19 protein-coding genes, 1 tRNA gene and 2 pseudogenes are annotated in these 21,876 nt (G+C 66.6%); 10 read left to right on the forward strand and 12 right to left on the reverse strand.

Going from position 1 to position 21,876, the window contains the following annotated elements:
- Positions 1-30: 30 nt before the first annotated feature.
- Together ACXJLH_RS03310 and ACXJLH_RS03315 are read right to left on the reverse strand one after the other, a co-directional pair.
- Positions 31-1,155 (reverse strand): ABC transporter permease, encoded by a 1,125-nt coding sequence (locus ACXJLH_RS03310; RefSeq protein ID WP_457442489.1) that lies wholly within the window; start codon positions 1,153-1,155, stop codon positions 31-33.
- Between the two features lie 22 nt (positions 1,156-1,177).
- Complete coding sequence (locus tag ACXJLH_RS03315) at positions 1,178-2,296, reverse strand: BMP family ABC transporter substrate-binding protein (RefSeq protein ID WP_457442490.1); 1,119 nt, start codon at positions 2,294-2,296, stop codon at positions 1,178-1,180.
- A 280-nt stretch (positions 2,297-2,576) separates the two neighbouring features.
- Here ACXJLH_RS03315 and queC point away from each other — a divergent pair, with 280 nt between their 5' ends.
- A complete protein-coding gene (gene queC, locus ACXJLH_RS03320; protein WP_457442491.1) occupies positions 2,577-3,368 on the forward strand; it encodes a 7-cyano-7-deazaguanine synthase QueC in 792 nt (263 codons plus the stop codon).
- Positions 3,365-3,910: a LemA family protein gene (locus ACXJLH_RS03325; RefSeq protein WP_457442492.1), complete on the forward strand. Its 546-nt coding sequence runs from the start codon at positions 3,365-3,367 to the stop codon at positions 3,908-3,910. Before queC ends, ACXJLH_RS03325 begins: the two co-directional genes overlap by 4 nt.
- Before the next feature lie 178 nt (positions 3,911-4,088).
- Here ACXJLH_RS03325 and folE read toward each other — a convergent pair whose 3' ends face one another.
- On the reverse strand, positions 4,089-4,790 hold the full coding sequence (folE, locus tag ACXJLH_RS03330) for a GTP cyclohydrolase I (RefSeq protein ID WP_457442493.1): 702 nt from the start codon (positions 4,788-4,790) through the stop codon (positions 4,089-4,091).
- Between the two features lie 43 nt (positions 4,791-4,833).
- Between folE and rsmB the strand changes: the two genes are divergently transcribed.
- The 7 genes and pseudogenes from rsmB to ACXJLH_RS03365 all read left to right on the forward strand — a co-directional run bounded on the left by rsmB (position 4,834) and on the right by ACXJLH_RS03365 (position 11,146).
- Complete coding sequence (gene rsmB, locus ACXJLH_RS03335; RefSeq protein WP_457442494.1) at positions 4,834-6,174, forward strand: 16S rRNA (cytosine(967)-C(5))-methyltransferase RsmB; 1,341 nt, start codon at positions 4,834-4,836, stop codon at positions 6,172-6,174.
- A 1-nt stretch (position 6,175) separates the two neighbouring features.
- Positions 6,176-6,736, forward strand: coding sequence for a DUF4390 domain-containing protein (locus ACXJLH_RS03340; protein ID WP_457350642.1), 561 nt, complete (start codon positions 6,176-6,178; stop codon positions 6,734-6,736).
- The gene (locus ACXJLH_RS03345; RefSeq protein WP_457442495.1) at positions 6,733-9,018 is read left to right on the forward strand and encodes an ATP-binding protein; all 2,286 of its coding nucleotides are present in this window, start codon (positions 6,733-6,735) and stop codon (positions 9,016-9,018) included. Before ACXJLH_RS03340 ends, ACXJLH_RS03345 begins: the two co-directional genes overlap by 4 nt.
- A gap of 6 nt (positions 9,019-9,024) precedes the next feature.
- Positions 9,025-9,393, forward strand: a pseudogene (locus ACXJLH_RS03350) (response regulator); the annotation flags it as partial.
- Between the two features lie 144 nt (positions 9,394-9,537).
- Positions 9,538-9,723, forward strand: a pseudogene (locus ACXJLH_RS03355) (helix-turn-helix domain-containing protein); the annotation flags it as partial.
- A gap of 98 nt (positions 9,724-9,821) precedes the next feature.
- Positions 9,822-9,897 (forward strand) — tRNA-Phe (locus ACXJLH_RS03360).
- Between the two features lie 574 nt (positions 9,898-10,471).
- Positions 10,472-11,146, forward strand: coding sequence for a Fic family protein (locus ACXJLH_RS03365; protein ID WP_457442496.1), 675 nt, complete (start codon positions 10,472-10,474; stop codon positions 11,144-11,146).
- Positions 11,147-11,284: 138 nt separating this feature from the next.
- Here the strand turns inward: ACXJLH_RS03365 and ACXJLH_RS03370 are convergent, their stop codons facing one another.
- The 7 genes from ACXJLH_RS03370 to glpD all read right to left on the reverse strand — a co-directional run bounded on the left by ACXJLH_RS03370 (position 11,285) and on the right by glpD (position 19,005).
- Positions 11,285-13,018: an ABC transporter substrate-binding protein gene (locus ACXJLH_RS03370; protein ID WP_457442497.1), complete on the reverse strand. Its 1,734-nt coding sequence runs from the start codon at positions 13,016-13,018 to the stop codon at positions 11,285-11,287.
- Between the two features lie 253 nt (positions 13,019-13,271).
- The gene (locus ACXJLH_RS03375; RefSeq protein WP_056205623.1) at positions 13,272-13,580 is read right to left on the reverse strand and encodes a DUF2160 domain-containing protein; all 309 of its coding nucleotides are present in this window, start codon (positions 13,578-13,580) and stop codon (positions 13,272-13,274) included.
- A 30-nt stretch (positions 13,581-13,610) separates the two neighbouring features.
- Complete coding sequence (locus tag ACXJLH_RS03380; protein ID WP_457442498.1) at positions 13,611-14,423, reverse strand: carbohydrate ABC transporter permease; 813 nt, start codon at positions 14,421-14,423, stop codon at positions 13,611-13,613.
- Complete coding sequence (locus tag ACXJLH_RS03385; protein ID WP_457350630.1) at positions 14,416-15,297, reverse strand: carbohydrate ABC transporter permease; 882 nt, start codon at positions 15,295-15,297, stop codon at positions 14,416-14,418. Before ACXJLH_RS03385 ends, ACXJLH_RS03380 begins: the two co-directional genes overlap by 8 nt.
- Positions 15,294-16,322, reverse strand: coding sequence for an ABC transporter ATP-binding protein (locus tag ACXJLH_RS03390; RefSeq protein ID WP_457442499.1), 1,029 nt, complete (start codon positions 16,320-16,322; stop codon positions 15,294-15,296). Before ACXJLH_RS03390 ends, ACXJLH_RS03385 begins: the two co-directional genes overlap by 4 nt.
- Positions 16,322-17,392 (reverse strand): ABC transporter ATP-binding protein, encoded by a 1,071-nt coding sequence (locus tag ACXJLH_RS03395; protein WP_457442500.1) that lies wholly within the window; start codon positions 17,390-17,392, stop codon positions 16,322-16,324. Before ACXJLH_RS03395 ends, ACXJLH_RS03390 begins: the two co-directional genes overlap by 1 nt.
- Positions 17,383-19,005, reverse strand: coding sequence for a glycerol-3-phosphate dehydrogenase (gene glpD, locus ACXJLH_RS03400; protein WP_457442501.1), 1,623 nt, complete (start codon positions 19,003-19,005; stop codon positions 17,383-17,385). The genes ACXJLH_RS03395 and glpD overlap by 10 nt, the downstream gene beginning before the upstream one ends.
- Positions 19,006-19,191: 186 nt before the next feature.
- Between glpD and ACXJLH_RS03405 the strand changes: the two genes are divergently transcribed.
- Entirely contained in the window at positions 19,192-19,956 is a 765-nt protein-coding gene (locus ACXJLH_RS03405) for a DeoR/GlpR family DNA-binding transcription regulator (RefSeq protein ID WP_457350624.1), read from the forward strand.
- 109 nt (positions 19,957-20,065) lie between these two features.
- Here the strand turns inward: ACXJLH_RS03405 and ACXJLH_RS03410 are convergent, their stop codons facing one another.
- Both ACXJLH_RS03410 and ACXJLH_RS03415 read right to left on the reverse strand, forming a co-directional pair.
- Positions 20,066-21,469 (reverse strand): HipA domain-containing protein, encoded by a 1,404-nt coding sequence (locus ACXJLH_RS03410; RefSeq protein ID WP_457442502.1) that lies wholly within the window; start codon positions 21,467-21,469, stop codon positions 20,066-20,068.
- Positions 21,466-21,768: a helix-turn-helix domain-containing protein gene (locus ACXJLH_RS03415; RefSeq protein ID WP_457350620.1), complete on the reverse strand. Its 303-nt coding sequence runs from the start codon at positions 21,766-21,768 to the stop codon at positions 21,466-21,468. The genes ACXJLH_RS03410 and ACXJLH_RS03415 overlap by 4 nt, the downstream gene beginning before the upstream one ends.
- Positions 21,769-21,876 lie beyond the last annotated feature (108 nt).

The raw sequence follows: 21,876 nt of genomic DNA on the forward strand, positions 1-21,876 counted from the left end.
GAGCTTGCTTGGGGCGGCCCTGCGCGGCGCTCATGCGACCCCCTGAGGTTCAGCCGCCGCAGTGACGGGCGCTGGCCGCTTGGCCACGGCACGCGGTGCAAACAGCCGCCCGCGCAGCGCCTCGGCCGCGAGGATGAAGACGAAGGCGAAGCCCTGCAGCACCAGCACCGAGGCGTCGGGCAGGTCCAGCCGGCGCTGCAGCAGGCTGCCGGCCGCCGCAAAGCCGCCGAACAGCACCGCCACCGGCGGGATGGCCCAGGGGTTGTGTCGCGCCACGAAGCTGACCAGGATGCCCGTGTAGCCCAGGCCCGCGATCACCGAAGCATTGGCCGCCGTGTGCACGGCCGCCACCTCGATGGCGCCGGCCAGGCCCGCCGCCGCGCCGCCGAGGGCGCAGGCCAGCAGGATGAGGCGGTCGGTGGGCAGGCCGACGAGACGGGCGGCCCGGGCGTTGCCGCCCACCACGCGCATCGCGAAGCCCGAGGCGCTGAAGCTCAGCCAGGCGCCGCAGGCCAGGCACAGCATGACGCCGATGACCAGGCCCCAGTGCACGTCGCCCAGCCAGGACTCCATGGCCGCGTCGCCCATGATGGGGCCGATGCGCAGGCCTTCAGCCAGCGGATGGGTGGACGGCTTGTTCAGGCTCGCCGGGTCGCGCATCGGCCCTTCGACGAAGTGCTTGAACAGCGCGATGGCGATGTAGCTCAGCAGCAGGCTGGAGATGGTCTCGTTGACGCCGCGCCACTGGCGCAGCCAGCCGGAGAGCATCACCCAGCCGCCGCCCAGCAGCGCACCGGCCGCCAGCACCATGGCGCTGCCGATCACGTTGCCGGGTGGGCCGAAGAGATAGGGCAAGCCGGCACAGCCCAGCGCACCAAGCACCAGCGCGCCCTCGCCGCCGATCATCGTCAAGCCGGCCTGCGCGGGCAGCGCCACGGCCAGCGCGGTGAGCATCAGCGGCGCGGCGCGCAGCAGCGTGTTCTGCCAGGAGAAGGCGTCGCCGAAGGCGCCGAGGAAGAGCAGCTTCCAGGCCTCCACCGGCGACGTGCCGCCCAGCCACACGAAGACGCCGAACAGCAGCAACGCGGCAGTCAGCGCGAAGACGGGCAGCAGCAGGGCCTCGGCAAAGCCCTGCGCTCTTGAGGTGGCGACCATGGCGGCGGCTCCCGGTGCGGGGTCACACCTTGCCGATGACGCCTTCGACGAGGTAGTTCATGCCTTCGAGCTCCATGTCGGTCTGCTTGAACACCTTGCCCTTGGGAATGACCACCTTGCCGGCGTTGTCCTTGAGCTCGCCCTTGAAGATGTCGAAGCTGCCCTTGAGCATCTCGGCGCGCACGGCCTCGGCCTGCTTGCGCCCGCCCTCGGGCACCGAGCTGCCGTAGGGGCTGCTCTTGACGAAGCCGTCCTTGAGCCCGCCACGCACGAAGTTCGGATGCGGCTTGCCGGTCTGCGCGGCGTCGATGATCTGCTTGTAGGCGGTGATCCAGTTCCACTCCGCGCCCGTCAGGTAGGCCTGCGGTGCCAGCTTGGCCTGGCTGGCGTGGTAGCCGCAGACGAACTTGCCGCGCTTGGCTGCTGTCTCGACGATGACCTTCGGGCCGTCCACGTGCATGGTGAACACGTCCACGCCCTGGTCGGCCAGGCTGTTGGTGGCCTCGGCTTCCTTGACCGGCATGCTCCAGTCGCCGGTGAAGATCACCGTCGTCGTGATGTCCGGGTGCACGCTGCGCGCGCCCATCGTGAAGGCGTTGATGTTGCGCAGCACCTGCGGGATGGGCTTGGCCGCGATGAAGCCGAGCTTCTTGCTCTTGGTCACGTGCGCCGCGACCACGCCGTTGAGGTACTGCGCCTCGTCGATGTAGCCGAAGAAGCTGCCGGCGTTCTTGGGGTGCTTGGCCGCGTCCCACAGCCCGCCGCAGTGCGCGAAGCGCACGTTGGGGTATTTGGGCGCCAGCGCCAGGATGTGCGGGGCGAAGTAGCCGAAGGAGGTCGGGAACAGCAGGCCCGCGCCGTCCTGGGCGATCATGCCCTGCATCGTTTTCTGCACCGCGTTGGTTTCGGGGACGTTCTCCTCCTCCACCACCTTGATGCCCGGCATCTTCTTCACCAGCGCCGCGGCCTCGGCATGCGCCTGGTTGTAGCCGTAGTCGTCCCGCGGGCCGACGTAAATGAAGCCCACGGTCAGCGGCTTCTGGGCTTGCGCCAGGCCGCTCCAGCCAGAGGTCATCACACCGGCTCCCGCAGCGCCCAGGCTGCCCAACAATTCCCGGCGGTTCCATTGCGATCGCGTCATCCTGGCTCTCCTCAAGTTGCTTGACCCACGAAGTGCGCCGGTTGAGTTCCGGCTTGTGTTCAATGCGGTATACAAGCATGTGGCGTGCCAGTTCGACCGCCTGGGCGAGGCGGGTTGGACGCGCACGCGGGCGGTGCAAAGGCGCGCCGCGCAGGGCGATTCGGGGGCGCGCAAGCACGGCCGAGGTGCCTGTCGGCCGGCTCTTGAAGGTGCCGAACCGGCGCGCCGGCACCCGGCCTGGCGCCGAGCATGGGCGGGGTGGCCGGGTAGCATCCCGGCCATGACCGACAACCGCAAAGCCCTGGTGCTGTTTTCCGGCGGCCAGGACTCCACCACCTGCCTGGCCTGGGCCCTGGACCGCTTCGCCGAAGTCGAGACGCTGGCCTTCGACTACGGCCAGCGCCACCGCATCGAGCTGGACTGCCGCAACACCGTGCGCGCCGAGATCGCACGCCAGTTCCCGCACTGGGCTGTGAAGCTCGGCGCCGACCATCTGCTGGACCTGTCCCTGCTCGGCCAGATCAGCGACACGGCGCTGACGAGCGAACGCGCCATCGAGCTGCAGGCCAACGGCCTGCCCAACACCTTCGTCCCCGGCCGCAACCTGCTCTTCCTGACCTTTGCCGCGACGCTGGCCTACCGCCGCGGCGCGTCGGTGCTGGTCGGCGGCATGTGCGAGACCGACTTCTCCGGCTACCCGGACTGCCGCGACAACACGATGAAGGCCATGCAGGTGGCGCTCAGCCTGGGCCTGGACACGCCGATGACGCTGGACACGCCGCTGATGTTCATCGACAAGGCGGCCACCTGGCGCCTGGCCGAATCACTCGGCGGCGGGGCGCTGGTGAAGCTCATCGTCGAGGACACCCATACCTGCTACCTCGGCGAGCGCGGCGAGCTGCACGAGTGGGGCCATGGCTGCGGCCGCTGCCCCGCGTGCGAGCTGCGGGCTAGCGGGTTCGCACGCTACAAGGCGACTTGGTCCGAGCGACGGGCCGTCCCTAGCCGGACCGACATCCCCGCGGGGGATCGCCAGGCGTACCCGTCTGGTGAGGGGCAGCAGTCATCATGACGATCTGGAGCTGGGCCGGCGTCGCCGGGGCGGCGCTGCTGTTCTTCTGGGGCATTGGTGCCTACAACCGGCTGATGTCGCTGCGCAATGTCATCGGTGAGGCCTTTGTGCAGCTCGATGCCCACTTGAAGGATCGCGGCGAGGTCTGCGACAAGCTGCTCGCGGCCGTGGCGCCGCGGCTGTCCAGCGAGCAGGCGACGTTCGATGCACTGGCAAGCGCCCAGGCGGAATCACAGGCCGCGGCCCAGGCCTCACGCAGCAAGCCCTGGGCACCCGACCCGGTCGGCAGCCTGGCCGTCGCCAGCGCGCTGCACGCCGCGGCGCTGACCCGCTTGCTGTCCCTGCTGGACCACCAGCCCGAGCTGCGCAGCGAAACCGAGATCGACGGCCTCGTCAGCGAGCTGAAACTGATCGAGCGCCAGCGCGCATTCGCGCGGCAGGTGTTCAACCAGGCGGTAAGCCAGTACAACGAGGCCTTGCACCAGTTCCCGACGCGGGTGCTGGCGAATCTCTACGGCTTCAGCGAAGCAAGGTCGCTTTAGCCCCTCGCCCAATCCGCCCCGCTGAACGCGGGTGGACTTGGTCGGTCCCCCGCGGGGACGGCGATGCATGCGGCATCGAGCCGCATGCACATCGCCCAACGCGGGCCGGCTAGGGAGCGGCCCGGCGCTCGGCCCGCAATACCCCACACCATCCTGGCTGAGCCCGACGCTCTGAGCTTCAGCCTGCCGACTTTTTCGGCATGAGGGAGAGGAACTCCCGCCGCAGATTGGGATCGGTCAGGAAAGCCCCGCGCATGACGCTGTTGGTCATCGCGGCCTCGATGTCCTTGACGCCGCGCCAGTGCATGCAGAAGTGGTCGGCCTCCATGACGACGGCCAGGCCGTCGGGCCGCACGCGGGTCTCCAGCTCGTTGGCCAGCATGATCACGGCCTCTTCCTGGATCTGCGGGCGGCTCATGATCCAGTCGGTCAGGCGCACGTACTTCGACAGGCCGATCAGGTTGGAATGCTCGTTGGGCATGATGCCGATCCACACCTTGCCGATGATGGGGCAGAGGTGGTGGGAGCAGGCGCTGCGCACCGTGATGGGGCCGACGATCATCAGCTCATTGAGGCGGCTGATGTTGGGGAATTCGGTCACCGTCGGCGCCTCGGCGTAGCGGCCGGCAAACACCTCGCGCACGAACATCTTGGCGACGCGCTTGGCGGTTTCCTGCGTGTTGTGGTCGCTGTCGGTGTCGATGACCAGGCTCTTCAGCACTTCCTGCATGCGGGTCTGCACCTCAGCCTGCAGCGCGTCGAGTTCACCGGGCTCGATGAAGGCGGCGATGTTGTCGTTGGCATGGTGGCGGCAGTTGGCCGACACGAGGCGGTAGCGGATGCGTTCGGAAACGGGCGCGTCGGGGGCGGGTGCATTCATGGGCGCGAATTCTCCGGCCAAAGCCCGCTCCTACACTGGCGCGATGTCCCAAAGCCCCCAAGCCGGCTCGATGTCGGCTGCCCTGCACCGGCTGCTGTCCCAGGCCGCCGATGCCGTCCAGGGCGTGCGCGAGGGCAAATCCCTGACCGAGCTGCTGGGCCGCGTGCCCGCCGACCTGCGCCCCGGCACCCAAGCCCTGGCCTTTACGGCACTGCGCCGCCTGGGCGGTGCCGAAGCGGCCCGCCAGCAGCTCGCGCCCAAGGCGCCGCCGGCGCGCGTCGACGCGTTGCTGCTGACTTCGCTGGCCCTGCTCTGGCCCGACCCCGAGCCCGATTCGTCGCCCATGTACGCCGACCACACCCTGGTCGACCAGGCCGTCCACGCCGCCAAGCAGCGCGCGCCGGCCAGCGCTGCCTTCATCAACGCCGTACTGCGCCGCTTCCTGCGCGAACGCGGCGCCATCGTCGCCGCCGCCGAGCGCAGCCCGCTGGGCGCCTTCAACCACCCGGCCTGGTGGGTCGAGAAGCTGCGGCTGGACTGGCCGGCGCAGTGGCAGGCCCTCCTGGCCGCCAACAACCGCCCACCGCCGATGACGCTGCGGGTGCACGCCCAGCGCGCCACGGCGGATGACTACGTGAAGCGCCTGGCGGCCGCCGGCATCGCGGCAAGGGCCCTGGGCGCACCCACGCCCCAGGCCGTCGTGCTGGACAAGCCCGTGCCCGTGTCGGCCCTGCCCGGTTTTGCCGAGGGTTTGGTGTCCGTGCAGGACGCGGCCGCCCAGCTCGCCGCTCCGCTCGTCGTCGGCGCAGGCCTCAAGCCGGGTGCCCGCGTGCTGGATGCCTGCGCCGCACCGGGCGGCAAGACGGCCCATCTGCTGGAACTGCAGCCCGACCTGCAGCTGACCGCCCTGGACGCCGACGCGCAGCGCCTCATCCGCGTGCAGGACAACCTCAACCGCCTGCAGCAGCAGGCGACGCTGAAGGCCGCCGACGCCCGCCAGACCGGCACCTGGTGGGATGGCCAGCCTTTCGACGCCATCCTGCTCGACGCCCCCTGCAGCGCCTCCGGCATCGTGCGCCGCCACCCCGACGTGCGCTGGCTGCGCCGCCCCGATGACATCACCGCCCTGGCCCGTATCCAGGCCGAGCTGCTGGACGCGCTGTGGCCGCTGCTCGCGCCGGGCGGCCGCCTCGTCTACGCCACCTGCTCTGTCTTCCGCGCCGAAGGCCAGGCCCAGCTCGACGCGTTTTTGCAACGCCAAACTGACGCCAAGTCCCATGCCGTGCCCGGGTTCACAGGTCACCTGCTGCCCCTGGCTGACAATGGTTCGCAACAGCAGTCGCCTCTGGACGGCTTTTTCTACGCACTGATCACGAAACCCTGATTTGTTCGCCCGGATCGCCATCGCCGCCTTCTTTGCCGTGCTGCTCGCCCTGACCCCCGGGCCGGCGCGGGCAGACGGCATCGAGCTGTCCCAGCTGTCCGCGCGCCGCGCCGACGACGGCCTGGACCTGAGCTTCACGACTCATTTCGAACTCAGCCACCCCGCCGAAGATGCGCTGCACAAGGGCGTGCCGCTGTATTTCGTCGTTGAGGCCACCGTGCTGCGCAACCGCTGGTACTGGCGCGACGCCCGCGTCGCCCGCGCCGAGCGCACCTGGCGCCTGGCCTGGCAGTCCCTGACCCGGCAGTACCGCGTCTCCAACGGCGGCCTGCACCAAAGCTTCGCGACGCTGGACGAAGCGCTGACCGCGATGCGCGGCCAGAGCGCCTGGCATATTGCCGAGGCCAAGGACATCGAGGACGGCGGCAGCTACTACCTCGAGTTCAGCTACAAGCTCGACGTCACCCAGCTGCCGCGCCCCATGCAGATCGGCCTGCAATCGGGCTTTGCGCTCAGCATCGAGCAGAAGCGCTACTTCGCGCCCGACTTCACTCTGAAATGACCAAGGTTTCGCGTTGGGGCTGGGTCATCACCCTGGTGACCCTGACGGGCGTGGCCGGTGTGCTGGCCTTCGTGCTCATCGTCGGCACCACGTCCGAGCGCGCCTTCTTCGAGCGCCACTACAACTGGCTCTACTGGGTCAATGTGGGGGTCGCCGTGGTGCTGACCCTGGTCATCCTGACGGCCGCCGTGCGCCTCGTTTTGCGTGTGCGCAGTGGCCGCTTCGGCAGCCGACTGCTGCTCAAGCTGGCGAGCATCTTCGCGCTGGTGGGCATCGTGCCCGGCGTGATGATCTACGCCGTCTCCTACCAGTTCGTGAACCGCAGCATCGAGACCTGGTTCGACGTGCGCCTGGCCAGCGCGCTGGAGGCTGGCCTGAACCTCGGCCGCGGCACGCTGGACGCCATGGTGAGCGACCTCGGCACCAAGACGCGTGACGCCGCCGACCAGCTCGCCGAAAGCAGCACGCCGCAGTTGCTGGCGCTGGAGCGCCTGCGCGACAAGCTTGGCGCCCGCACGGTCGCCGTCGTCGGCGCCAACGGCCAGATCCTGCTGGAGGGCGGCGGCGATACCCGCCAGCTCACGCCCGACCGCCCCAGCAGAGCCATGCTGGACAAGGCCCGTGGCAGCGTGGCCAGCCAGCTCGAAGGGCTGGAGGACGAGGCCGCAGCCCTGGAAGGCGGCGCCCAGATCCGCACGCTGGCGCGGATGCGCAATACCGAGCTGCGCCTGGGGCTGGACGAGCGCTACCTGATGGTCATCCAGCGCATTCCGGCCAGCATGCTGACCAATGCCCTGGCGGTGCAGACCGCCAACGCCGAATACCAGCAGCGCTCGCTGGAGCGCGTCGGCCTGCGCCGCATGTACCTGGGCACGCTGACATTGGTGCTCATCCTGGCCACCTTCGCGGCCCTGCTGCTGGCCGTGACGCTCGGCAACCAGCTCGCGCGGCCGCTGCTGATGCTGGCCGACGGCATGCGCCTCGTGGCCCAGGGCGACCTCTCCGCGCGCCCCGTGCTCGCCTCGCGCGATGAACTCGGCGGCCTGACACGCTCCTTCGCCGACATGACCGGCCAACTGGCCGACGCGCGCGCGCAGGTGTCGCGCACCGTGGCCGAGCTGGACGCCGCCCGCACCCACCTGCAGACCATCCTCGACAACCTGACCGCCGGCGTCCTCGTCATCGACGCCGACGGCTTCCTCGAGACCGTCAACCCCGGCGCGACGCGCATCCTGCGCCTGCCGCTGTCGGCCTACATCGGCCGCCCCTTGGCCGACCTTGCCCCGCTGGCCGAGTTCTCCGCGTCGCTGGACCAGCGCTTCGAGCAGCACCTCGGCCGCGACAGCGGCGAGCGCGACATGGACCGCGAGCTTTGGCAGGACTCCTTCGAGCTCAAGCTCGACCCCAAGCAGGACCCGCTGACCCTGCTGGTGCGCGGCGCGCCGCTGCCGCAGGCCGCCCGCCTTGTCGTGTTCGACGACATCTCCGAAGTTGTCTCGGCGCAGCGCTCGGCCGCCTGGAGTGAGGTGGCGCGCCGCCTCGCCCACGAAATCAAGAACCCGCTGACACCCATCCAGCTCTCGGCCGAGCGCATGCAGCACAAGCTCGAAGCCAAGCTCGAAGGTACCGACCAGGCCATGCTCGTGCGTTCGGTGGCCACCATCGTCAACCAGGTGCAGGCCATGAAGCAGCTCGTCAACGAGTTCCGCGACTACGCCCGTCTGCCGTCGGCCCAGCTCAAGCCCCTGGACTTGAACGAGCTGATCCATGAGGTGCTCAGCCTCTACGCCGAGCCGCAGGAGAAGGGTCGCCTGGCCGCCGATCTGGCGTCCAACCTGCCCCTCATCAAGGGTGACGCCAGCCAACTGCGCCAGGTCATCCACAACCTCGTGCAGAACGCATTGGACGCCGTGCACGAGCGCCCCGATGGCCATGTGGCCGTGCGCTCCTCGCTCTCCGTGACCGAGAGCGGCACGCCGCGTTCGGTGCGCCTGCACATCGTCGACAACGGCCCCGGTTTTGCCGAAAAAGTGCTCAAGCGCGCCTTCGAACCTTATGTGACAACCAAGGCCAAGGGCACCGGCCTGGGCCTGGCCGTTGTGAAGAAAATTGCCGACGAACACGGCGCCCGCATCTCCTTGCGCAACCTGCATCCGGCTTCCGATGCGGGTTCTCCCCCGGACGGCAGTCAGGAGGCTGTCGTGACCGGCGCGCAAGTTTCGCTATCATTTTCGAATCTGGCACCTGCCACCGAGCCCGGTGCACAGGCCGCCAAGACCTAAGGATTCATGGCCACGATTCTTGTTGTCGACGACGAACTGGGCATCCGTGCCCTGTTGTCCGAAATCCTCAGCGACGAGGGACACACCATTGAGCTTGCCGAGAACGCCACCCAGGCGCGGGCGGTGCGTGAACGCATGCGCCCGGATCTCGTGCTGCTCGACATCTGGATGCCCGACGTCGACGGCGTGACGCTGCTCAAGGAATGGGGCAGCGCCGGCGTGCTGACCATGCCCGTCATCATGATGAGCGGCCACGGCACCATCGACACGGCGGTGGAGGCCACCAAGTTTGGCGCCATCGCCTTCCTCGAAAAGCCGATCACGCTGCAGAAGCTGCTGCGCGCCGTCGAGCAGGCGCTGGTCAAGACCGCCCCGCCGCGCCCTGCGCCAGCGGCGGTCGGCATGGCCAACAGCTATGCCCGCCCCGAGATGAGCCCGATGCAGGCCGCACCCGCCAGCCTCGCGGGCAACAGTCACATGCCTGGCAACGCATTGGCGTCCGAGCAGAGCTTCGAGCTCGACCGCCCGCTGCGCGAGGCGCGTGACGCCTTCGAGAAGAGCTACTTCGAGTTCCATCTCGCCAAGGAAAACGGCTCCATGACCCGCGTCGCCGAAAAGACCGGCCTGGAGCGCACCCACCTCTACCGCAAGCTCAAGCAGCTGGGCGTGGACCTGAGCCGCAACAAGCGCGGCAGCGGCGGCTGAACAGCGGCGCTAGTTGCGCACTCGAATAGCAGCGCTATTCGCTGTGCTACAGTCACGGACTTCGCTGAGCGGCGCTAGCCGTTCGGGAACGAGACAAAGGCCTGGTAGCTCAGTTGGTAGAGCAGCGGATTGAAAATCCGCGTGTCGGTGGTTCGATTCCGCCCCAGGCCACCAAAATTTTCTAAGGCTGACAAGTACTTAGGCGAGAGCCCCGCACAGGAAACTGGTCGGGGCTTTTCTACAAATCGGCGTGTCATCTACAAAAAGTTCGCCGGTGCTGCAGCGCAGTCTGTGCTGACTTTCATTTGAGGTGCGTTCGACTGGTGTGCGTAGTAGCTTTGAAATGGCCATGTTTGACGTGAACTATCAAAGGTAACTCCTTGATTTTTCAACCATGCTTGATCGGCATTCATCGCGACTTAGATGTAAACCTGCTTGCTATGCGGCGCGTTCCGACCGATAAATCGTTATCCGTTTCATCTGCGACGCGCATAGCGCAGATGGACAAAAAGAATTGTTGATAGATCCGGGAGCTGCAAATGCAATCAAACCTTTTTGCGATCAGGACAAGTCCTGACCTTCTGAAGAGACTCAGAACTGCCGCGACGATCAAGACTTCCGCGAGCGATCTTCTTGAGCAGCGCGTTTCGTTCGTCTACGGCTCGCTGGCCCAAGACAGCGGGGTTACGCGCGAGCGAGTTCGTCAGGTCATCCTTGAGCAAGCGGGAGGCACAGTCGGAGATCGGAAGTGATCCTGTTCGATCTTGTCGGAGACAACGAACATCACCCGATCTACCTTGACCTTGCCATTGCGAACGGAAACCGACAATACGATTTTCTAAGATCTGTAGTGGGCGCCAGCCTCGCGGTTGGGCGCCCATTTTTGTCTGCCGAGGTGATCCGGGCGCTGAACTTCCACGCCATCACCTGCCTTCACACGAGTGCAGGCGAGTACCGCCCTTGCCTGGTGACTGTCGGCAGTCACAACCCTCCGCCTCATTACCGCGTACCGGCGTTGATGGAAGACTTCATCAACACCGTGAATCGCCTCTGGGAGGCTACAGATGAGGTCGTTTTGGCGGCATTTGTGTTGTGGCGTCTGAATTGGATACATCCGTTCATCAACGGAAACGGTCGTACGGCGCGAGCGGCGAGTTATTTCGTGCTCTGCTTGAAGGCAGGGCAGTGGCTGCCCGGAACGACCATCCTTCCCGAATTGATCGTGCGCGAGCGCGCACGCTACGTGCAAGCTCTTCAGCAGGTGGATGCCTCAGCAGCAACGAGCCTCGACCTCGGGCCACTGCACGTATTGCTTTCTGAACTGATCAACGAACAGCTAAACGGTCCGGTGGCGGCGCCCTCTTCGCCGGCTCCAGCGGCGCCCCCGCCTGCAAATCCTGGCGGCTCCCCTCCTGGCCCTTAGCCGCTATCCGGCAGAGGCGAGAGGCGGCGACCTTCAAACCGCTGAGCGATCCACGGTGCTCCGTCGCGCAGGTCGGTGCTGACCCGGCGCTTCGCCGGGCCAGACGCGCCATCGCCGTCGCGACAGACAGTGGCTTGCTCAGCGAACCTTCCCCGACTTCCACGCATTCAGCAGCGTGTCGTAGGCAATCGTTTCGCCCTTGGGTTTCTCATTGGCGAGCTTCTTCCACGGTGCGCTCTTGTCGGACAGCCACTTGCCCGGGTCTTCCTTCTTGTTGAGCTTGGGTGCGCAGCGGGCCATGCCGGCGCGCTCCAGGCGGCTCATGACCTGGTCCATCTCCTCGGCCAGGTTGTCCATGGCGGCCTGCGGGGTCTTCTCACCCGTCACGGCAACGGCGACGTTCTTCCACCAGAGCTGCGCGAGCTTGGGGTAGTCGGGCACGTTGGTGCCGGTCGGCGTCCATGCGACGCGGGCCGGGCTGCGATAGAACTCCACCAGGCCGCCGAGCTTCGGAGCCAGGTCGGTCATCGCGCTGCTGCGGATGTCGGACTCGCGAATGGGCGTCAGGCCCACGATGGTCTTCTTGAGCGAAACGGTTTTGGCCGTCACGAACTGCGCGTACAGCCAGGCGGCGGCGGTCTTGTTGGCGTCGTGCGCCTCGAAGAAGGTCCATGAGCCCACGTCCTGGTAGCCGTTCTGCATGCCCTGCTTCCAGTACGGGCCGTTCGGGCCCGGGGCCATGCGCCACTTCGGCGTGCCGTCGGCGTTGACCACGGGCAGGCCGGGCTTGGTCATGTCGGCGGTGAAGGCGGTGTACCAGAAGATCTGCTGGGCGATCTGGCCCTGGGCCGGCACGGGGCCGGCCTCGCCGAAGGTCATGCCGGTGGCTTCCTTCGGGGCGTACTTCTTCATCCAGTCGACGTACTTGGTGAGTGCGTAGACGGCCGCGGGCGAATTGGTGGCGCCGCCGCGCGACACGCTGGCGCCGAGCGGCGTGCAGCCGTCGGGTGAGGCGCGGATGCCCCACTCGTCGACCGGCTTGCCGTTGGGGATGCCGATGTCGGCCGTGCCGGCCATTGAAAGCCAGGCGTCGGTGAAGCGCCAGCCGAGCGACGGGTCCTTCTTGCCGTAGTCCATGTGGCCGTAGATGGGCTTGCCGTCGATGGTCTTCACGTCGTTGGAGAAGAAGTCGGCGATGTCCTCGTAGGCGCTCCAGTTCAGCGGCACGCCCAGCTCGTAGCCGTACTTGGCCTTGAACTTCTGCTTCAGGTCCGGCTTGGCGAACAGGTCGGCGCGGAACCAGTACAGGTTGGCGAACTGCTGGTCGGGCAGCTGGTAAAGCTTCTTGTCGGGGCCGGTGGTGAAGCTGGTGCCGATGAAGTCGGCCAGGTCCAGCCCGGGGTTCGTCCACTCCTTGCCCTTGCCGGCCATGTAGTCGGTCAGGCTCATGATCTTGCCGTACCGGTAGTGGGTGCCAATCAGGTCGGAGTCGGAGATCCAGCCGTCGTAGATTGACTTGCCCGACTGCATGGAGGTCTGCAGCTTCTCGACGACGTCGCCCTCCTGGATCAGGTCGTGCTTGACCTTGATGCCGGTGATCTCTTCAAAGGCCTTCGCGAGCGTCTTGGATTCGTACTCGTGCGTGGTGATGGTTTCGGACACCACCGAGATCTCCTTCACGCCTTTGGCCTGCAGCTTCTTGGCAGCGTCGATGAACCACTTCATCTCATCCGCCTGCTGCTGCTTGCTCAGCGTGGAGGGTTGGAACTCGGTATCGATCCACTTCTTGGCTTCGGCCTCGCCGGCCCATGCGCCCTGACCCACAGCCAGAGCAGCAGCGGCAAAGGCCACGGCATTCAAGCGCAATTTCATGTCTGTCTCCTGAGATGGCTTCCCATTGCTTGCACTGGCACGCCGGTCGGGAAGAGATGGCCGGCCGCCTTCTTGAAAAAACTGCGTCGCTTCAGAGGGTGAGAGGGCATCCGGCGTGGCCGAGATGGCTTCCCAAAGCGCCCTGGTCTAGGCGCAAAGCACAGCCGTAGCTCGGGCTACGGCGAGCATTTGCAACGACGAGCAGGGTGGTTTGGGGAGTCAAAGCGGGCATGCTGGATGTCCTCTCACCCTCTTAGCCCTTGCGCATGATCAGCGCGAGCAGCGCCATGGAGATCACGAAGCTGATCCAGATGGACGGCTCATCCACGAGGCCGAACCACGTGACCATCTTCTCGCTCAAGGCCACGAAGGCCAGGTTGACCCAGGCCGCCGCCAGCAGGCCGATGAACAGGCGGTCGCCGCGGGTCGTCTCCAGCGGCAGCCAGCCGCGGCGGCTGGTGGTGGGCGACTTCAGCTCCCAGACCGTCATGCCGATCAGCATCAGCACGATGCTGCAGAAGAACACCGCCACCGGCAGCGTCCAGGCCATCCACTCGAACATGCTTGTCTCCTTTCGGTCGATCGCCGGGCGCTAGACGCGGCCCATCGCGAAACCCTTGGCGATGTAGTGCCGCACGAACCAGATGACGATCGCGCCGGGCACGATGGTCAGCACGCCGGCGGCGGCGAGCACGCCCCAGTCCATGCCGGAGGCACTGACCGTGCGCGTCATCGTCGCCACGATGGGCTTGGCGTTCACGCTCGTGAGCGTGCGCGCCATCAGCAGTTCCACCCAGCTGAACATGAAGCAGAAGAACGCCGCCACGCCCACGCCTGCCTTGATGAGCGGGACGAAGATGGTCAGGAAGAATCGCGGGAAGGAGTAGCCGTCGATGTAGGCCGTCTCGTCGATCTCGCGCGGGATGCCGCTCATGAAGCCTTCCAGGATCCAGACCGCCAGCGGCACGTTGAACAGCAGGTGCGCGAGCGCCACGGCAATGTGGGTGTCCATCATCCCCAGCGTGGTGTAGAGCTGGAAGAAGGGCAGCAGGAAGACGGCCGGCGGCGTCATCCGGTTGGTCAACAGCCAGAAGAAGACGTGCTTGTCACCGAGGAAGCTGTAGCGGCTGAACGCATAGGCCGCCGGCAGGGCCACCAGCAGCGAGATCACCGTGTTGATGGCCACGTAGATCAGCGAGTTGATGTAGCCGGAGTACCAGCTCTCGTCGGTGAAGATGGTCTTGTAGTGTTCCCAGGTGAAGTGCTGCGGCCAGAGGCTGAAGCTGGACAGAATCTCCGTGTTCGTCTTGAACGACATGTTGACCATCCAGTACACCGGAAGGATGGCAAACAGCAGGTAGGCGATCAGGAAGATCGTGCGCTTGCGCAAACGGCGCTCATCCATGGGCCACCTCCTTCGACTGGGTGCCCACGCGCTGCATCCAGTTGTAGAGGATGAAGCACAGCAGCAGGATGATGAGGAAGTAGATCAACGAGAAGGCCGCGGCAGGGCCGAGGTCGAACTGGCCCACGGCCTTCTGCGTCAGGTATTGCGACAGGAAGGTCGTCGCGTTGCCCGGGCCACCGCCGGTCAGCACGAAGGGCTCGGTGTAGATCATGAAGCTGTCCATGAAGCGCAGCAGCACGGCGATCATCAGCACGCCGCGCAGCTTGGGCAGCTGGATGAAGCGGAAGACGGACAGCTTGCTGGCGCCGTCGATGCGCGCGGCCTGGTAGTAGGCGTCGGGGATGGCGCGCAGGCCGGCGAAGCAAAGCAGGGCGACGAGCGGCGTCCAGTGCCACACGTCCATCACGAGCACCGTCAGCCAGGCGTCGGTCGCATGGCCGGTGTAGCTGTAGTCGATGCCGAGTTTGGCGAGCGCGGCGCCCATCAGGCCGATGTCGGTGCGGCCATAGATCTGCCAGATGGTGCCGACCACGTTCCACGGGATGAGCAGCGAGATGGCCACGAGCACCAGCACCGCCGAAGACTTCCACCCCTGGGCTGGCATCGAGAGCGCGAGGCAGATGCCCAGCGGAATCTCGACCAGCAGCACCGAAAGCGAGAACCCCACCTGGCGCAGCAGTGCGCCTTGCAAGTCCTCGTCGCGCATCACCGCCTTGAACCACTCGGTGCCGACGAACACGCGGCGCTCGGGGGAGATGATGTCCTGCACCGAGTAGTTCACGACCGTCATCAGCGGCAGGATGGCGGAGAACGCCACGCACAGGATGACCGGCAGGATCAGCAGCCATGCCTTCTGATTGACCGGCTTCATGCCATCAACTCCTCGTCCTTGTAATAGCAGGTGTGGCTGCCCTTGACGCTGAACCACGCGGTCTCGCCAAGGGCGGCCGGCGTGAGGTCGGGGCTGAGGCGCGCGCGGATCACGCTGTCGCCTGCCTTGGCGGTGACGAGCCAGTAGGTGCCGACGTCCTGCCGCTGCGTGACGACGGCCTGCAATGCGCCGGCCGCGTGGGGCTCAGTCAGCGTCACGTACTCGGGCCTAACGCCGAGCTTCGTCGCACCGGCGGGTGCACCGGGGACGACATCTGCCGGCAGGAAGTTCATCCCCGGCGAGCCGATGAAATGCCCGACGAAGGTGTGCTGCGGGCGTTCGAAGAGCTGGCCGGCCGTGCCGATCTGCACCGCGCGGCCTCGCGTCATCACCACCACTTCTTCTGCAAAGGTCAGGGCTTCGACCTGGTCGTGGGTCACGTAGATCAGCGTCAGTTTCAGCTCCTTGTGGATCTGCTTGAGCTTGCGGCGCAGCTGCCACTTGAGGTGCGGGTCGATGACGGTGAGCGGCTCGTCGAAGAGCACGGCGCTCACGTCCTCGCGCACCAGGCCGCGGCCGAGCGAGATCTTCTGCTTGGCGTCGGCCGCGAGGCCCGCGGCGCGGGTGTCGAGCTGGCCGCTCAGCTCCAGCATCTCGGCGATGACGCCCACGCGCTGCTTGATCCTGTCGCGTGGCACGCCGCGGTTCTTCAGCGGGAATGCCAGGTTCTCGGCCACCGTCATCGTGTCGTAGATGACGGGGAACTGGAACACCTGGGCGATGTTGCGCTGCTGGGGTGTCTGCCGCGTCACGTTGACGCCGTCGAACTGCACCGTGCCCTGCGACGGCGTGACGAGGCCGGAGATGATGTTGAGCAGCGTGGTCTTGCCGCAGCCCGAGGGGCCGAGCAGTGCATACGCGCCGCCATCGCGGAAGACCATCTTCAGCGGCAGCAGCGCGTAGTCTTCATCCGCCTGCGGGTTGGGGCGGTAGGCGTGGGCCAGGTCGAGTTCGATGCGGGCCATCAGGTCAGCTCCTTGCTCGGCGCCACCAGCAGCTCGCCGTTTTCGTCGAACACGTACACCTGGCCAGGGCTCAGGTACAGCGTGAGGCTGGCGCCCAGATCGAAGAAGTGCACGCCGGTCAGTTGGGCAACCAGTTCTCCCACCGGGGTCTCCACGTGCACGAAGGTGTCGGAGCCCGAGATCTCCGCCAGTTCCACCTTGCCGGGGAGGGCCACGTCGCCCGGGCGGCTTTGCAGGTGCAGCGCGCTTGCGCGCACGCCGAGGGTCAGCGTGGCGCCGTGGGTGGGCGGCAGGGAGACCGTGAACTGCACGCCCGCCGGCAGGCTCACCCCCGACGGGGTGGCGTTGCCGGCGATGAGATTCATCGGCGGGTCGCTGAAGGCGCGCGCGACGCGGATCGACCGCGGCCTGTGGAACACCTCGGCCGTGGGCCCGTACTGGAGCACTTCGCCGGCCTCCATCACGGCGGTGTAGCCGCCGAGCAGCAAGGCCTCGGTGGGCTCGGTGGTGGCGTAGACCACGGTGGAGTCGCCCACGGCGAAGAGCTGCGTGAGCTCGTCGCGCAGTTCCTCGCGCAGCTTGTAGTCCAGGTTCACCAGGGGCTCGTCGAGCAGCATCAAGGGTGCGGCCTTGGCAAGGGCGCGGGCCAGCGCCACGCGCTGTTGCTGCCCGCCCGAAAGCTCCGCGGGCAGGCGCGAGAGAAAGGGCTCGATGTGCAACTTGGCGGCCAGTTCCTGCATGCGGCCGGCGATGTTCTTCTCGCGGCGCAGCTTGAGCGGCGAGGCGATGTTGTCGTACACGCTCATCGACGGGTAGTTGATGAACTGCTGGTACACCATGGCGACGTTGCGCTCGCGCACCGGCATGCCGGTCACGTCCTTGCGGTCCACGTGGACCTGGCCGTGCGTGGGCTTGTCCAGCCCCGCCATCAAGCGCATCAGGGTCGTCTTGCCCGCTTGGGTGGCGCCCAGCAGCACCGTGACGGCGCCCGGCGCGAGCTTCAGGTCCAGTGGGTAGAGATGGGTCTCGGGGCCCACCACCTTGCCGACCCGCTCCAGCGTCAACTCCATGTCGTCGTCCTCACGCTGTCTCCAATGCTTGTCGTTGTCGTTTCACCCGGCCAGCGCGTCGCCCACCAGCGGGCGACGTCCCGGCGCTGTGCTTCGCTCATGTGCAGCCCGAGCTTGGTGCGGCGCCACAGCACGTCGTCGGGCGTGCGTGCCCATTCGTGGTCGTGCAGGTAGACGAGCTCGCCCTCGTGCAGGCCCGGTGCGATCTCTTCACCCAGGCCTTCGGCCCCAAGAACCCTGTCGATGCGAGCGCCATAGCAACGAGCCAGCCGATGGCGCAGTTTGACCGGCAGCGCCGGGTGCCGCTCCCCTAGCTTCTGTTCGAAACGGGCGAAGTCGACGTCGGGCCGCGTGGCCGGGCCGATCCAGGCGCCTAGGTCGCCACCCGGCAGCCAAGTGCCTGCGGTCCAGGCGGCCGTCTTCAAGCCCAGGCCTTTGCAAAGCCCGTCCGCCGCGTCCTCGGCCAGCTTGCGGAAGGTCGTGATCTTGCCGCCCCACACGGTCAGCAAGGGCGCGGCGTCGGTGTCCAGCTCGAGCAGGTAGTCACGGGTCACGGCCGAGGGATCTTCGGCGTCGTCCTCGATCAGCGGGCGCACGCCGGAGTAGCTCCACACCACGTCGCCCGGCGCCACCGGCTTGGCCATGTAGCGGCTCGCCTGTTCGCAGAGGTAGCGGATCTCGTCGTCGTCGATCTTCGCGTCGCCGGCCGGGCCCTTGTGCTCGACGTCGGTGGTGCCGATGAGCGTGTAGTCGCCCTCGTAGGGAATGATGAAGATGACGCGCTTGTCGGCGCCTTGCAGCGCGTAGGCGTGGTCGTGGTCGAACAGCTTGGGCACGACGATGTGGCTGCCCTTGACCAGCCGCAGCGGCTTGATCTTCGATGCCTGCGCGTGGGCGTGCTCCTTCAGGAACTGCGCCGCCCACGGCCCCGCGGCGTTGACCAGGGCGCGGGCGCGCACGAGGCGGACGGTGCCCGCGCCGTCTTTGAGGGTGACCTGCCAATGGGTGCTGTCGCGCTGGGCGTCGATACAGCGCCAACCCGGCAACACCTGGGCCCCCCGCTCGGCGGCATCCAGCGCGTTGAGCACCACGAGCCGGGCATCGTCGGTCCAACCGTCGGAGTACAGGAAGGCACGGGAATAGCGCGGGTTCAACGGGGCGCCCAATGCGTGCCCGCGCAGGTGGATGGTGCGCGAGCCGGGCAGGAACTCGCGTCGCGCGAGGTGGTCGTAGAGGAACAGGCCGATGCGCATCATCCACACCGGGCGCATGCTCGGGTCGTGGGGCACCACCAGCCGCAGCGGACGCATGATGTGCGGGGCGCTGCGCAGCAGCACCTCACGCTCGGCCAGCGCCTTGCGCACCAGCAGGAAGTCGTAGTACTCCAGGTACCGGATGCCGCCGTGGATCATCTTGGTGGATGCCGACGACGTATGGGCGGCCAGGTCGTTCTTCTCGCAAAGCACCACCGACAGGCCGCGCCCGGCCAGGTCACGTGCGATGCCGGCACCATTGATGCCACCGCCCACGATGAGCACGTCGCACGCTTGCGCTGCACTCGGGTGGGCGGGAGATGCGGCCGGTTGTGTCACGCCCGTCGGGGAGTCGTTCAAGCTGTCTCCGATCTTCGTGTGGTCGCCGAGCAATGCGCGCCGGGCAGGTTCGCTTTTGTTCGTATGCGTTCGAAGTTTTTCTTTTTAAGTCACAAGCGAACGCTGCGCAAGAGCAAATCCACCCCTATGGAACATCTCCGCGCGCCTTTACGCTGGCCCCCCAAGCTTGAACCCTGCCTTGCGCGCATGATCCCCAACCCTCGACAAGCCCTGCTGATCCAGGAGGTGCGCAACCGCGGCGCGGTCTCGGTGGAGGCCTTGGCCGAACAGTTCGGCGTGACGCTGCAAACGGTGCGTCGCGACGTGAAGCAGCTCGCCGCTTCGGGCCTGCTCGCGCGCTTTCACGGCGGCGTGCGCATGCCCACCTCGACGACCGAGAACATCGCGTACCGGCAGCGCCAGCAGCTCAACGAGCACAGCAAGCAGCGCATCGCGCGGGCCATCGCGGCGGTCGTGCCGCAAGACTGCTCGCTGATCATCAACATCGGCACGACGGCCGAAGCGGTTGCGCGCGAGCTGATGAACCACAAGGGCCTGCGCGTCATCACCAACAACCTCAATGTCGCCGCCATCCTGAGCGACAACCCCGCCTGCGAGGTCATCGTGGCGGGTGGCGTGGTGCGGTCCCGCGACCGGGGCATCGTCGGCGAAGCCACGGTGGACTTCATCAGCCAGTTCAAGGTGGACATCGGGCTGATCGGCATTTCCGGCATCGAGGACGACGGCACCTTGCGCGACTTCGACTATCGCGAGGTCAAGGTGGCGCGGGCGATCATCGAGCACTCGCGGCAGGTGTGGCTGGCGGCCGATCATTCGAAGTTCAACCGGCCGGCCATGGTCAAGCTGGCCAGGCTCGACGAGGTCGACATGCTGTTCACCGACCAGGTGCCGCCAGCGCCGTTTCCAGCCCTGCTGGCGGAAGCGGGGGTGCAGTGCGAGGTGGCGCCTTGAGATGGAGCTCAAAGGCAAACCAAATAGGCACGCAGGCACAGAGGCAAGGCATGAAGGCTGCTTCTCGGTGCCTCTGTGCCCCTGTGTCAGCGCCGCGAACTCCAAGGCGTCACAGAAACTCAGGCTTCATCTTGGACGCCTCGTCCGCGAGCTTGGTCAACCGGGTGGCCTGTCCCACGACGAAATCACGGAGTTGGCCTGCAAAGGCGCGCTCACTGTCGTCGATGTAGTCGTCCGCCAAGGCCTGTGCCAGCGTGTGTTCCACCACCAGTTTGGCCAGCCGTGCGGCCTCGCGTTTCAGTAGCTTCCTGTCGACCCCGCATCGCTGCGCAAAGTCGGCCAGCTGAAACGCTCCTACCTCTTCCAGCGAGAAGGCATCGCCCCAGGCCATGGCCAACTGGTGGTCGATGCCTGCGTACTGAACCACACTGACCAGGTCATACCAGGGCGCCGGGTCCAGTCCCTCGCGTCGCACGAAGAACGAGAAGTTCTTGCCGTGCGCGTCGCAGTTGCCGATCAGGAATTGGAACAGGGCCCACCTCAGCAGGGTCATGCGTGCCACGGCCTTGTTGACGGTCTGCTCCACGCGTTCGAACAGCATTTGGAAACTCACGCCCTCCCGGATGTTGCGGACGTGCGCGCCACTCCCCAGGTTCCGCTCGTACTTGAAGCTCTCGGGCAGGTCCGAGGCCTGACAGGCGTCGATGATGTGCAGGCGCCGCACGGTGGGCTCGTTGGCGCCATGCGCGGCACCGTCTCCGGCGCCTTGCACGACAACCCGGTCGAAGCGGCGGACGACGAGTACCGGCCGTGGTGTCCGATAGATGCCGACCTCCGCGACGGGCAGCTTCATGCGCCGCGCCAATGACATGCAGAAGTGTTCGTTGACGACGAGATGCGGTGTCACACCACGCGCGGGGTCGGGCTTGAGGATGTGAGTCGATGCCAGGGGCGGCTCGACCAGGAACAGACGTCCTGCGTCGCTCAGCGGGCGGTCCAGGTAGACCATCAACTTGTCCTGCACGCCCGCGATGGACATGCGGACCTTGCCATCCCAGACGGCCAGCGGAATCTGGTCGCGCTCGGCAATTCGTTGGTCCAGTTCTTCGCGGGTCACCTCACGCGGCGGTTTGGCGGCGGCGGCCGGCGGCACGTCATCCGAGCGCCAGAATCGGAACGCCCCGGTGGTCTCGGTCCCAAGTGCGCTGATGAGGGCGTAGATGTTCGACTTGGAGACACGATAGGTCGTGGCCGTGACGTCGAGCGCGCGGCCCTCGGGCAACAGGTTCTCCACGAAGCGCTTTACGGCACCGACGGCATAGCCGTCGGCCGGGGGTTGGAAGGGCAGCGCAGGCGACAGGGGAAACGCTCCCGGCGCCGCGACCCAGTTCGCTTCGTAGTCCAGCGACCACCGGTCGTTCAGGGCCTCATAGCCCAGCGTCGCGACCTTCTGGCCGTCGGCCCAGAGGTTGAGCGCATGCGGGGCAACAGGGGCGTCGGCGGCCGAGTTCATGGCTGCTCCGGAGGCTCGACTCCGGGACGCGAGACGGACTGCATCGTTGGGTGGTCCTTGGGGCCGAGCACGAGGGCGAGCCCCAGGCTGTCCAACACCGCCAGCAGCTTGTCCAGTCGCACGGAGCCCTTGCCGTTCTCGAGGCGGGAGAGCAGGTCGACGGAGACGCCGCTCAAAGAGGCCGCATCGTCGATGCGCAGCGACTGTGCCCGACGACGGGCTCGGATGGCCGGGCCGAGGGCGCCGGCATCCACGACGCGCAGGAGTTCGGGTGGCGGGGCGGTAGGGTTGGAAGTCATTTCGGAATTCCCGGGATGGGCCTTCCTGGTCATTGCTGGAAGGTTGGATTACTTGAATTCCGAAATAATGCCACAACTGTGGGTTTCGCCGCCTCTAATCCATTAAAT

The sequence above is a fragment of the Roseateles sp. P5_E4 genome, assembly GCF_054049255.1.